The sequence below is a fragment of the Aliikangiella coralliicola genome (assembly GCF_007004725.1).
In the GTDB taxonomy this organism is placed as follows: domain Bacteria; phylum Pseudomonadota; class Gammaproteobacteria; order Enterobacterales; family Kangiellaceae; genus Aliikangiella; species Aliikangiella coralliicola.
The window spans coordinates 235,122-247,448 of sequence record NZ_ML660161.1; the positions used below are offsets into that span (position 1 = coordinate 235,122).

A 12,327-nucleotide genomic window follows, 5' to 3' on the forward strand; every position below is an offset into this window, starting at 1 on the left:
AAAGTTTGATAACTTTAATTCTATAATTACCAAGCGAGCTTGTCATAATCAAACTATAATTGTTCCCTTGGTAATTACTTTATTTATCTAAATATCAATAACTAGGCCTGCTTGCATGTTTATTAATAATGTCAATATCTAAATCCAAAACTTAGTTCTTTCTTATAATTTTTACTAATGCGAATTAATTAATTTATTTAGGGACTGAGGTATTAGCAAACATTATAAATATCCCTTTGTTTTTATTCAGTAAGACTATTTCTAGCATTTATACTAGATATAAGTCTATGTTGCTCACTTATTGAACTATTGATCAAGTTTTCGTCGGTAAGTGCTCTTAAGAAGCTAACCAAGCTATTAATCTCTATTTCGTTTAATAAAAGAGGCCTGATTCCCGGGGCGATATTGGGATTAGGGTTACCGCCTTTATTATAAAATTCAACAACATCGAAAAGTGATTCCAGACTTCCATCGTGCATATATGGGGGAGTTAGTGCAACATTTCTCAGAATAGGAGTCTTAAATGCCCCCCAATCTTCTTTTTTTCTGGTTACCCAATAGCGTCCAGTATCAGTCATTTTACCATTTTTGTATCCTACTCCTAGATTATGAAATCTATGATCAGTAAATAATGCAATTCCGCCCCCTAGAGAATTTACTGATGGATGGAAAATATCGTGACAAGCAATACAACTTCCCTTACCGATGAAAATTTCATAACCGTCTAATTCTGATTTCGTCAAGGCTTTTTTGTTTCCATTAAAAAGGTAGTCATCAAAGCGAGAGTTAGCTGATATTAGTGAACGCTGAAATGAAGCTAGAGATTGAGCTAATCCAAGTGTATCAACCTTTTTTCCAAAAGCTGTTTCAAAGAGTCCGTCGTAATCATGAAATGAATCTATTTTATTAATGGCATCTTCAATCTCGATTCCCATGTCTCCGTTTTTGGTAAATGGGTTAAGGGCTTGTTCTTCTAATGATTTAAATCGTCCGTCCCAGGACAGTGTCGCTTGATATCCAGTATTTAATACAGAAGGTGAATTTCGTTCAAGTAATTCTCCTTTCGAATTAATACTAATTGATCTTTTCTCGGCAAATCCATGAGTTGGATCATGACAAGTTGCACAACTAAACTTCGAAGATGATGAAAGTCTTTTGTCGAAGAAAATCTTTTTACCAAGCTCTATTTTTAATTTACTTAACTTATTGTTTAATGGGATGTCTGGTTCAATTAGCCCAACAGGGATCTCTATTAGATATTCATTAGATTCGACATAATAAGGAACGACTAATAAAAAAATTGAAACAAGAGTCAAACGTGAATATATGAATAATTTTGTTATTAATTTACTCATCTTGCTACAACTTCAATAGTTGTTAAATTTAACATTTTGTCGATATCAGTATTAAGCCTCTTGATATTCATTGGAATGACCTTTGAAAAGTCAAGTGTAATACCTTCTATACGTTTAAGGTCAGCAATAACCTCATGATATCTACTAGGACCAATCCCCATTGCGGATAATTGTATTGGATCTACGCCAGTTTTATTTGGTTTAGAAAAGTCTACACTTTCTAAAGGAATGCCTTGTTTTTTAAGTTTTTTGAGATTGACCTGAATTTCTTGCAGTTTATCAATCTCGAAAATCGGATTTTTTTGCGTTCTTGGAAATATGTAAGCATTTTCTAAAAGTTGGTTTGCACCAGGCGGAGCAAAAAAAGATACAGCATCTTCTGGTATAATCGTTGCAGCATTACCAGCAGTATCCTTTGCCGTGAACCTTAATTGTACTTTCGTTCCACTTTTAAATGGTCCTATAACTGTTTCGAAAAGTGTCGGCCTTACAAAATTCCCAACTTTGTAGTTATGAGCTTTGCGAGCCCATGTTTTACCACCGTCAACTGAAAATTCTGTCGATACACCAGTTGCTTCTAGAATACCTGAGCCATGATCTGAAACGAGTGCTTGTATTGCTAAAGTACCATCATCTAGAGATATTAATCGATAATCGGTCACGCTTGGAGGCTTAGTGTCATAAATTTGAAACCACTCGTTTTGCATGAATATTCTATTTTCATCCATATCGACTAATGAAAGTCTAGCTTCCAAAAAATCACCTTCTTGTACTTGAGATGGGGCTTTCATTGTTAGGGTTCCATAGATAGACTCCCCAGGTTTTAAAGTGATCTCATTGTTTTCTTCGGGAACTCCTTCAATAAACCATCCTCGCGGGTAAGGAGTATGTTCAAACATCCATTTAAGTTTCTTTGTTTTAGAATGATGATTAGTAAAAGTGTAGTTATAACTATTGGTTTGATTAGGATTGACCCTAAAAGGAATATTCCATGACTTAACTTTGGAGTTATTCAATAAATTGCTATCTTCAACTCCTTGCGCTTCAACAGTTGCTTTTACATGATATCGTATTCTAGCTATATCAAATCTATCGATTAATGCATTCAATCCCCAGTCCGCTTTCATTCTCAAAATTTTACCCTCTTTTCCTCCTCTAGAATATGCCGGAACCCTAATTATCCTGAGTTCCTCTGGTGGTTCTAAGTGTAGTAATTGAGCGCCAGATTCATCGACAATGTCTACGTAGACTTTGGCCATAGAAGGTTCATCGCCAAAATTTAGTACTCTTACTTCCACCTCTTCTACTTGATTAGCATTTCTCCATGCTATTGAAACCCCTGGTCTGCTTGAAACATGATTGGCGTTAGTTAGCAAAACCTTGGAATTAGAATGTGGACTAACTAAATTTTGAGCCCATGCGTTTGGTCTCTTATAAGTTTCATCATCGGCGATAGCTAAATCCACAGAGGCTTTAGAAATGTTGGAAATATTTAGAAGAAAGATACAGGTAATAACAGCCAGTTTAATATACATAGTATTCTCCTTATGTATACAAAGACTTCTGATTGATAGAAAGAGTAACAAAAATGACGGTTACTTTAGTAAAGTATATTTGGTAGGGCATTCCTTAGTATTAAATTGTTTATATAGCTTCCCTTCCAATAATACAATTTAGCCTATGCTCGTTTATTAAACAAGGATGTGTTTTGAGATAATAGGTCAGGTTTTAACGGTATAATCTCATTAGGGAATAATATATAGAGAAAGAAAAGAAATTAATTGGCAAATCTCTAATGAATGCCAAAGTACAGAAAGCCCAATACAATGGTAATTAATTAGCTCTGGCTTATGCCACGATACTTACATAGCTGTCTTAGCCTTTAGTTCATAAGTGGCTCTATTTGGATATTAATAATTGAGCCAGAACATTCGTTAAACTGCTATGAGTAGATTAGATGTCAAATCGTAGTTTTCAACCAATTTACTTAATTGTCTAATAGATTATTGTTAATGTATTAGATATCTGACTAGATCTTTCAAAAACTCTATCTTAAATAAATTGTAGTGACAAAAATGTATAGCAATAATTGATTTGACAACCAGAACACAAAATTAACAATTTGTTTATAGTATAAATTTATAAGGAAGTTAAAGTGTTTGGCGAAGTCTATAGAACTAAAAGCAGACCAGTTACCATTTTCAGATGATGAATATTAATTAGAAGTTTATTAAACCATTTTGTATGAGTGTTGTATCAATTCTTTAGAGTAGATGTGTGATTCACATACATTATTACAATTTTTTTAAGGCTAATTCATTCTTGTAGTTGGCTAGCTGAATATGCTCTGAGTCGGGATCATTGTCCAAGCTCACCTCATCAGAAAAGGGGGCATTGCATAAATCTATGTACTTCTCCATTGGTGTTTTTCCGTTATGGGTACTATGAGGCCGTTCCCAATTGTAGTAATGCTGCCATTCAGCGAGAAGCATATCGATTTCTTCTGATTTAAGAGCTATAGTGGGATAAAATTCTGTCTTATCTGTTATCTGTGAACGCTCGACCTTTCCATTCAAGTGAGGTGAAGCTGGCTTATTAGGCCGAAAAACGATGTCTATGAATCACACACCTTATTAATCAGGAATATAATCAGGAAACTCACTTTTTAGCTCTTTCACAATTTTTAACTCATACTTTAAATAACTATCTAAATATTGAGGATCGACGTGAGCAGAATCAACAACAATGTAAGAAATCGCTTCCCCATTTTCATCTTTGCGTTTTTTATTAAATCCAAAGAAGTTTTTATATCTAAGTGGTGATACTCCTTCAAAGTTTTCCAATAAAACTTTAGGATCTTTAGTCTGATTCTCGGGATGACAAATTGAATCTCCGTGTAACTGCAATGCCAAACTTTTTTCGTATGGTTCAATATAAACAACTCTTTCAATCCCTGCCGCTACTATATGACGAGCACAAATATGACAAGGGTAAGTTGTACAATAGAGTATCTTTCCCACCGTAGATGAGCCTGTGGATCTTGAAATTGATGTAATGGCATCCATTTCAGCATGAATTGCGCGAGAATATTCGATTAATGCTTTAGCTTTAGATTCATTAATGATACTTGCTGCAATTTCTTTTGCATTGTTCACTTTGTAATTATTCAAGATAGTTTGGATTTCTAACTCTAGTAGCTTCTTATGTTTATCATTATGGCACCGGCGACCATGATTAAAACATCTTTTGTCTTCAGATACATCAGAGTTATAGAGACCGCCACTATATCTAGGTACATCATTGCAGCCAGTTGAAATTACGGTACCATTTTCATCAGTAATTGCAGCACCTACTTGTCGAGATAAACAAGCAGAGCGTAAAGAAGCAGAGTAAGCAGTATACATCCCTGTCTCATCTTTCGAAGGAGTTATATGATTAGTACCATGAATTAGTTTAATAAAGCGTTCTACTGATTTAGTTATCTTCTCAGCAATATCGATGTTGCGAATAAAATAATCTGCTTTATGCAATGAATCTTGAACTTGTTGACCATGTTTTTCTGAAGCTTTTCGATCTCGTTCAATGAGTATTCCAATTTGCGTTTCACTCATTTGTTCGTCTTTCAAATTTTTTCTACGCTCATCTTCTGTTCTTAACAATCCAACTAAATAAAAATTGTTGCGATAGATTTCATTTAATATTTCTATTTCTCCAGGATGTTTGACTTGGTCGATAATATAAGCCATTTTTTCTTTGATTCTCAAAGGCCCATCATCATTTTCGGCTCGTGTATGGCCAAATCTTTTCTCTCTTAGAAAAATAATTTTATTAATTGCTAATTCAGCTAGAATACTGCTTCTATTATTTAGTCTTAATTGATCTCCTAAATCCTGCAATTTTTTATAGCGCTCAAATCCATTAAGCGCTTTTAATTCCCCTTTTGGTTTAGCCTCTTGGAATTCGATAATCAAGTCACTTAATCGAATGTGTTCTACGATATAGCCGTGAGATTCCAATTGAGTTGTTAAACTTTCTTTTAAGCATTTTAGCCCAGACCCAACAGCGCCACACAACCCAATTACGAGTTCCTGCGATTTTCTATCTTTAATGTCTTTGGTGGGGTTATTTACTATTTCAGAAGCTATGATGGGCGAATTTATTTTGGCAACTTTGCTAGAAGGGTTTGACATAATAATCCATTATTTTGTTTATAATAATGAGTTATGTTAGCAAAGAATTTCCTACCAGTTCAAGTTATCAGCAGCGCGATAGATTCTTTCTCTGGCTTCGTTGTTTTTCTTGTAATCTCTCGCTTTTGACAAACAAGCGACGTTAGAATTACTTTTTCTTTTTTTTGAAGAACTTAGCTGGGACTGTATCTTACTTTTAGATTCCATAATTTACATCCTTTTGATTTCTTCATTTTTACTACTACAACGGACCGCGAATATTACCTATTGCACTTGATGTACGCAAGGACTTAATCCTCATTCCGATATTTTAATTCATTAAGCTATAGCACAGATTACAGTAAAAACAAAACGCTATAACTACTTATATAAGTAGCATTGGTTACTAGAATTGTCAATCTTAGCTATAATTATTGTTCATTTAAGTAGTTACATGTTGGAGTATTTCGATTAAGAGTTATTCTTAATATCTAAACTTTGTAGCTATATAATGTGGATAACTACACTCGAAACTCGATTTAAAATAATTTTATTCACATTATATAGTGAAATAATGATAGAAGTTTCCTTATATAAAGAAAGTACAGATAATGTTTAACCTTGCATCTAATTAATTCTTAGCTATTCCGTTAATCAGCTTTTTTATTCCTAATCGATACATGCTAATAAGACGCTTACTGCATCGCACAATCTTTTCAGACAAGGGGATAAGTTGAACCTCCCCACATTTGACGGACACTCCAAAAAATAGACAATAGTCTAAAAAGGAGTGTCTTATGGTCAAGCGAACTTATTTTACCAAAGAGTTTAAATTAGAAGCTGTTAGATTACTAGATGCTGGAGAGAAGCCAGCTTCAGACATCGCCAGGGAGTTAGGAATACGTCGAAATCTACTTTATAAGTGGAAAGAACAGATAGAGCAGTATGGCGAAAATGCTTTTCCAGGTAAAGGTCGTCCTCCGTCTTCAGATAAACAGATAGAGGAAATTAAGCGCCTGAAGCAAGAGCTAAAAAAATCTAAGGAAGAGGTCGAGATATTAAAAAAGGCCGCGGCGTTCTTTGCGAAGGAAATGAAGTGAAGTATCGATTTATTCAGATGCAAAGGACGCACTATCCGGTCACTCGCTTGTGCTTTGTGTTAGGGGTGTCGACAAGTGGGTATTATGGCTGGTGTAATCGAGTTGAGAGTGTTACTACGAGATGGCGTAGAAAACTTATCAAGCAAATCAGTCGAATCTTTTTGGAAAACAAACAAGTGTATGGCTCTCCTCGAATACACGCCGAGTTAGCAGAGCAAGGCGAGAAAGTTTGTGTGAATACCGTCGCTAAGTTAATGAGACAAAACGATATTCAGTCAAAAGTATTTCGACGGTTTGTGGTTACAACTAATTCGAGGCACACGCTAGCGGCCGCCCCTAACCGGCTCAACCGGGGATTTAAGGCTGTAAAAGCAAATGAGAAGTGGGTATCAGATGTGTCGTTTATAACGACTCGAGAAGGCTGGTTATATCTGGCAGCGGTGATGGATTTATTTTCAAGAAAGATTATCGGTTGGTCGATGGGCAATCGACACAATACTCAGTTAGTTATCGCTGCATTAGAAATGGCTATCGCTCGACGGGGTGAGGTCAGGAATGTTCTGTTGCATTCAGACCGAGGTATACAGTATGCGTCGAAGGTTTACCGAGATAAATTAGCCGAGTATGGAATTGCTTGTAGCATGAGTCGAAAAGGAGATTGCTGGGATAATGCTCCAATGGAGAGCTTCTTTCATACACTAAAAACTGAGTGTGTTAACTTTGAAGACTATAAAACACGGAGCCAGGCAAGACGAAATCTGTTTGATTATATTGAATTGTTTTACAATCGAAGAAGAAAACACTCAACGATTAACTATATGAGCCTAGCAACATTTGAAAATGCTGCTGGTGTCCACTAACTGAGTGTCCGGAAAACGTGGGGAAGACCAAGTCAGTCTTACAATAAACAAATATTTCAAACATCAAACTTCAAATCGAACACAAAAAAGGCGAACCTTAAGCTCGCCTTTTTCAATTACATGGGCTTGAGATACTACCGATAATCTTCCGGACTAGGACAAGCACACATTAAATTCCGATCGCCATAGACGTCATCGATACGATTAGCCGTTGGCCAGAATTTATTGTTTTCCTGACCATCAACCGGATACACACCTTCTTTGATAGAGTAAGGTTTGTTCCAGTCTAACAAGTCAACCTGCGTATGTGGTGCGTTGGTTAGAGGGTTATTATCTGCTTGCCATTCACCGCTACGAACTTTTTCGATTTCTTGCTTAATTGAAATCATTGCCGTTGCAAATCGCTCAATTTCACATAAAGGTTCACTTTCCGTTGGCTCGATCATCAAAGTGCCTGCAACCGGGAAAGACATGGTTGGTGCATGGAAACCGTAATCCATTAGTCGCTTGGCGATATCAACTTCGGTAATACCGGTTTCGGCTTTGAGTGGGCGTAAATCAACAATACACTCATGGGCCACTTTATTGTTTCGGCCGGTGTAAAGTATCGGATAATGCTCGCTCAATTTTGTCGTCAGGTAGTTAGCGTTGAGTAACGCCATTTTAGTAGAGTGAGTTAAGCCTTCTTTACCCAGCATAGCAACGTACATCCAGGAGATTGGTAAGATACCGCCGCTACCAAAAGGTGCTGCAGAAACTGCACCGTTATTTTCGCCTGTACTGGTCAGTTTGCGAACTGAGTGATTCGGTAGAAATGGTTTCAAGTGCGCTTTAACGCCGATTGGGCCAACACCCGGTCCGCCACCGCCATGAGGAATTGCAAAGGTTTTATGCAGATTTAAGTGAGAAACATCCGACCCCATCAATCCAGGAGAAGTAATGCCGACCTGAGCGTTCATGTTTGCACCGTCCATGTACACTTGACCGCCATGCTGATGGATTACATCACAGATATCTTTGATGTGCTCTTCATAAACACCATGAGTAGATGGGTAAGTGATCATTAAGCAAGAAAGATTCTCTGACACTTGCTCTGCCTTGGCTTTGAGATCTTCGTAGTCTACGTTGCCCTGTTCATCACAGTTAACAATCATGACTTTCATATTGGCCATTTGTGCACTGGCTGGGTTGGTACCGTGTGCCGAACTAGGGATCAAGCAAATGTTACGGTGATCTTGTCCAAGGCTTTCATGGTATTTTTTAATTGCTAACAGACCTGCGTATTCGCCTTGTGCGCCTGAATTAGGCTGAACGGTAACTGCATCATAACCAGTAATTTCAGCTAACCAACCTTCTAGTTGCTCGATTAATTTCTGGTATCCCTGAGTTTGGTCTGCCGGCGCAAATGGGTGAATGCTGGCAAATTCTTTCCAGGTGATCGGTAGCATTTCGGAAGTTGCATTTAACTTCATGGTGCAACTACCTAATGCGATCATTGCGTGGGTCAACGACAAGTCTTTATTTTCGAGCTTTTTCAAAAATCTCAACATTTCAGTTTCAGAGTGGTGCGTGTTGAATACTGGGTGTTGGAGTATTTCTGTTTCTCTAAGCAGGCCTTTTTCGAAAGATTCGTGGGCTTGGGCTCGCTGGTCCAGATCACCAAAATCAAGCGCTGAATCGTCGCCGGTCAATACTTGATAAAGTGCCTGAATTTCCTGTTCAGTGGTAGCTTCATCGATACTCAGGCCGAGTTGGCCATTATTATCAATTCGCAGATTTATTTCAGCTTCGGTTGCTCTGGCGATAATTTCATCACGCTGGTCGACAGCATCGATTGTCAAAGTATCAAAGTAAGTCTGATTGACCAGCTTAATACCTTTGTCTTGCAACGCGTGGGCTAAGATACCGGCGAGTCTGTGGATACGATAAGCAATCTGCTTTAATCCTTCAGGTCCATGGTATACCGCATAGAAAGCGGCAATATTTGCGAGTAGAACCTGTGCAGTACAGATATTTGAAGTGGCTTTTTCGCGACGTATATGTTGTTCGCGTGTTTGCATGGCCATGCGGTACGCTGATCTTTCATTAGTATCAATAGAGACACCGATAATACGACCTGGCATCGCTCGCTTAAATTTCTCGCGAGTTGCAAAAAATGCTGCGTGAGGACCGCCGAATCCAACAGGAACACCAAAGCGTTGTGATGAGCCTAAAACAATGTCTGCTCCCATTTCGCCAGGAGACTTTAACATCACCAGACTCATGATGTCGGCGCCGACGGAGACAATTGCTTTCTTTTCGTGAAGCGCTTCAATCACTGCTTGTAAGTCAATAACTTCACCTGTTCTGTCAGTGTATTGAACATAGGCACCAAACACATCGTGCTCCGCCGCATCTTTAGCGTTGCCAAAAATTAGCTCAAATCCATAGTGTTCAGCGCGGGTTTTAATCACGTCAATGGTTTGTGGAAAAGCGTTTTCATCGACAAAAAACTGGTTCGATTTTTTATTTTTTGAAACGCGTTTCGCCATTGCCATTGCTTCTGCCGCTGCGGTTGCTTCATCAAGCAATGACGCGCTGGCGAGTTCCATACCTGTCAAGTCAATAGACATTTGTTGATAAGTGATAATCGCTTCCAGTCGGCCCTGTGCGATTTCAGGCTGGTAAGGTGTATAAGCCGTATACCATCCTGGGTTTTCAAGCACATTGCGCAGAATAACCGTCGGGGTTTTGGTGTGGTGGTAACCCATGCCGATATAAGAGCGAAATACCTTATTCATCTTCGCATATTGTGCGATATCGTCTAACGCGCTTTGTTCACTACGTGCTGACGGAATATTGAGTTCTTCAGGCAGTCGGATCTTATTAGGGACCGTTTGTTCTAGCAGTTCGTCAAGTGATGATAAACCCAGATATTCCAACATTTGCTGGGTTTCGTTAACATCAGGGCCAACATGACGTTGGATAAATTCTTGTTGATTGGATAACTCGTGAAGGGTTTTATTCATGCGCTTTCTCTGTCTAAAGTCGACCACATTTTTATGATATGGGTCGTAAAAAAACCGAAAAAGCCCCGGCACTCGCCGAGGCTAATCATTTTTTATTGTCTCTATTAAAATTGCTTTACGTTATTCGAAACGGCTTTAACGTGTTGACGCAACAATCTGCTTATTCGTCAATTTCGTTGGTGTATGCTTCTGCATCGAGCAAGTTATCAAGTTCTGAAGGCTCTGAAGGCTTCATTTTGAACATCCAGCCATCATCGTAAGGAGATGAATTAACGGTTTCTGGGGCGTCTTCTAAAGCTTCGTTGATAGCGATAATCGTACCTGAAAGCGGTGCATAAATATCAGAAGCCGCTTTAACTGACTCAACAACAGCGATCTCATCTTCAGTAGCAACATCAGTGTCAACGTCAGGCAACTCAACATAAACAACATCGCCTAACAATTCCTGAGCATGGTCAGTAATACCAATAGTCACGGTGCCATCGTCTTCCTGGCGAATCCATTCGTGAGAGCTGATATATTTTAATTCGTTTGGGACATTGCTCATCTTATTTTCCTCAATTTAATCTTTAAATGCTTATCAATCAGTTCAAATTAGTCAGATTGTTCAGTTCAAATTAGTTAACTCGGTTAGTGCCTGGCGCACATTTTACACCAATGCTTCGCCTTTGCGAACAAAACAGGGTTTTACCACTTTTGCAGGTACTAGTTTGCCACGTATTTCTAGCATCACCTGTTCGCCTGCTTCCTTAGGAATACGTGCCATTCCAATGCTTTTCTTCAATGTTGGAGACATGGTTCCACTGGTGGTTTCGCCTTCACCAACACCTTCTGCAATGACCTTCATATGGGCGCGAATAACGCCTTTACCTTCCAGTACCAGACCGACTAGTTTATTTTTTACGCCGGCTTGTTTTTGATCTAACAAGGCTTGCTTGCCGATGAAGTCGCGTTCTTCTGGTTGCCAGCTAATGGTCCAGCCCATATTGGCTTCTAGCGGCGAGACATTTTCATCCATGTCGTTGCCGTATAAATTCATGCCAGCTTCCAGGCGTAAAGTGTCACGGGCGCCTAGTCCACAAGGTGCAACCCCAGCTTCTACCAACTTATTCCAAAAGCTGGCGGCTTCAGCAACCGGGACCATAATTTCGTAACCGTCTTCTCCAGTATAGCCAGTGCGCGCGATAAAATAGCCTTCAGTATCGGCAGCGACAAATACACCGAGCCCTTCAACAGCGGCTTTTTGAGTGTCTGAAAGAACGCTATTGGTCTTTTCAATGGCATTAGGACCTTGAACCGCAATCATGGCATAACCGTTATTTTCAGCAATAGATACTGAAAAGTTTTCGGCTTGCTGGGCCATCCAGGCCAGGTCTTTTTCACGGGTGGAAGCATTAACAACCACGCGATAATTAGTTTCGTCGATATAGTAAACAATCAGATCGTCAATAACGCCGCCATTTTCATTCAACATGCCGCTATAGAGCGCTTTGCCGCTGACTTTTAATTTATCGACATCATTGGCCAATAGAAAGCGAAGGTATGACTTAGCATCATCGCCCGTTACTTCAACAATCGTCATATGGGAAACGTCAAACATACCGGCATCTTGCCGAACAGAATGGTGTTCCTCAATTTGTGAACCATAATTGAGCGGCATATCCCAACCGCCAAAGTCAACAATTTTTGCACCGGCCTGTTGATGGCATTCAAATAGTGATGTTTGTTTACCCATAGTCGTAATCTCTGAGGTATCGTTCTGATGTGTTGATTGGTGGCGGATTATACAGATCAATTTCGGTAAAGAGAACTCGGATAACCGGATCTTTTTGTTA

At 38.8% G+C, this 12,327-nt stretch carries 9 protein-coding genes and 1 pseudogene; 2 read left to right on the top strand and 8 right to left on the bottom strand.

All coding sequences use genetic code 11. The annotated features are described in order from the left end of the window. Positions 1-242 precede the first annotated feature (242 nt). The 5 genes and pseudogenes from FLL46_RS03995 to FLL46_RS26910 form a co-directional block, all read right to left on the bottom strand. Positions 243-1,355, bottom strand: coding sequence for a cytochrome-c peroxidase (locus FLL46_RS03995; protein ID WP_142892152.1), 1,113 nt, complete (start codon positions 1,353-1,355; stop codon positions 243-245). Continuing rightward, entirely contained in the window at positions 1,352-2,890 is a 1,539-nt protein-coding gene (locus tag FLL46_RS04000; protein ID WP_142892153.1) for a hypothetical protein, read from the bottom strand. Before FLL46_RS04000 ends, FLL46_RS03995 begins: the two co-directional genes overlap by 4 nt. A gap of 759 nt (positions 2,891-3,649) precedes the next feature. Further along, a pseudogene (locus tag FLL46_RS04005) lies at positions 3,650-3,967 on the bottom strand (integrase core domain-containing protein); the annotation flags it as partial. Positions 3,968-3,988: 21 nt separating this feature from the next. Then, positions 3,989-5,545 (bottom strand): anti-phage dCTP deaminase, encoded by a 1,557-nt coding sequence (locus FLL46_RS04010; RefSeq protein ID WP_142892155.1) that lies wholly within the window; start codon positions 5,543-5,545, stop codon positions 3,989-3,991. Positions 5,546-5,596: 51 nt separating this feature from the next. Further along, complete coding sequence (locus FLL46_RS26910) at positions 5,597-5,752, bottom strand: hypothetical protein (protein ID WP_168204038.1); 156 nt, start codon at positions 5,750-5,752, stop codon at positions 5,597-5,599. A 569-nt stretch (positions 5,753-6,321) separates the two neighbouring features. Here FLL46_RS26910 and FLL46_RS04015 point away from each other — a divergent pair. Both FLL46_RS04015 and FLL46_RS04020 read left to right on the top strand, forming a co-directional pair. Then, complete coding sequence (locus FLL46_RS04015) at positions 6,322-6,624, top strand: transposase (RefSeq protein WP_142892156.1); 303 nt, start codon at positions 6,322-6,324, stop codon at positions 6,622-6,624. Next, positions 6,621-7,484 (top strand): IS3 family transposase, encoded by an 864-nt coding sequence (locus FLL46_RS04020; RefSeq protein WP_168204039.1) that lies wholly within the window; start codon positions 6,621-6,623, stop codon positions 7,482-7,484. The genes FLL46_RS04015 and FLL46_RS04020 overlap by 4 nt, the downstream gene beginning before the upstream one ends. Before the next feature lie 134 nt (positions 7,485-7,618). Here the strand turns inward: FLL46_RS04020 and gcvP are convergent, their stop codons facing one another. From gcvP to gcvT, 3 genes are all read right to left on the bottom strand, one after another. Beyond that, the gene (gene gcvP / locus FLL46_RS04025) at positions 7,619-10,492 is read right to left on the bottom strand and encodes an aminomethyl-transferring glycine dehydrogenase (protein ID WP_142892158.1); all 2,874 of its coding nucleotides are present in this window, start codon (positions 10,490-10,492) and stop codon (positions 7,619-7,621) included. A 160-nt stretch (positions 10,493-10,652) separates the two neighbouring features. Further along, positions 10,653-11,039 (bottom strand): glycine cleavage system protein GcvH, encoded by a 387-nt coding sequence (gene gcvH, locus FLL46_RS04030; RefSeq protein ID WP_142892159.1) that lies wholly within the window; start codon positions 11,037-11,039, stop codon positions 10,653-10,655. 102 nt (positions 11,040-11,141) lie between these two features. Further along, entirely contained in the window at positions 11,142-12,227 is a 1,086-nt protein-coding gene (gcvT, locus tag FLL46_RS04035) for a glycine cleavage system aminomethyltransferase GcvT (RefSeq protein ID WP_142892160.1), read from the bottom strand. Positions 12,228-12,327: the final 100 nt, after the last annotated feature.

Bases quoted from the DNA above. Each gene is read 5' to 3' on its own strand.
- FLL46_RS26910 (WP_168204038.1), bottom strand. From the start codon at position 5,752: ATGGAATCTAAAAGTAAGATACAGTCCCAGCTAAGTTCTTCAAAAAAA.
- gcvP (WP_142892158.1), bottom strand. From the start codon at position 10,492: ATGAATAAAACCCTTCACGAGTTATCCAATCAACAAGAATTTATCCAA.
- gcvT (WP_142892160.1), bottom strand. From the start codon at position 12,227: ATGGGTAAACAAACATCACTATTTGAATGCCATCAACAGGCCGGTGCA.
- FLL46_RS04000 (WP_142892153.1), bottom strand. From the start codon at position 2,890: ATGTATATTAAACTGGCTGTTATTACCTGTATCTTTCTTCTAAATATT.
- FLL46_RS03995 (WP_142892152.1), bottom strand. From the start codon at position 1,355: ATGAGTAAATTAATAACAAAATTATTCATATATTCACGTTTGACTCTT.
- FLL46_RS04010 (WP_142892155.1), bottom strand. From the start codon at position 5,545: ATGTCAAACCCTTCTAGCAAAGTTGCCAAAATAAATTCGCCCATCATA.
- FLL46_RS04015 (WP_142892156.1), top strand. From the start codon at position 6,322: ATGGTCAAGCGAACTTATTTTACCAAAGAGTTTAAATTAGAAGCTGTT.
- gcvH (WP_142892159.1), bottom strand. From the start codon at position 11,039: ATGAGCAATGTCCCAAACGAATTAAAATATATCAGCTCTCACGAATGG.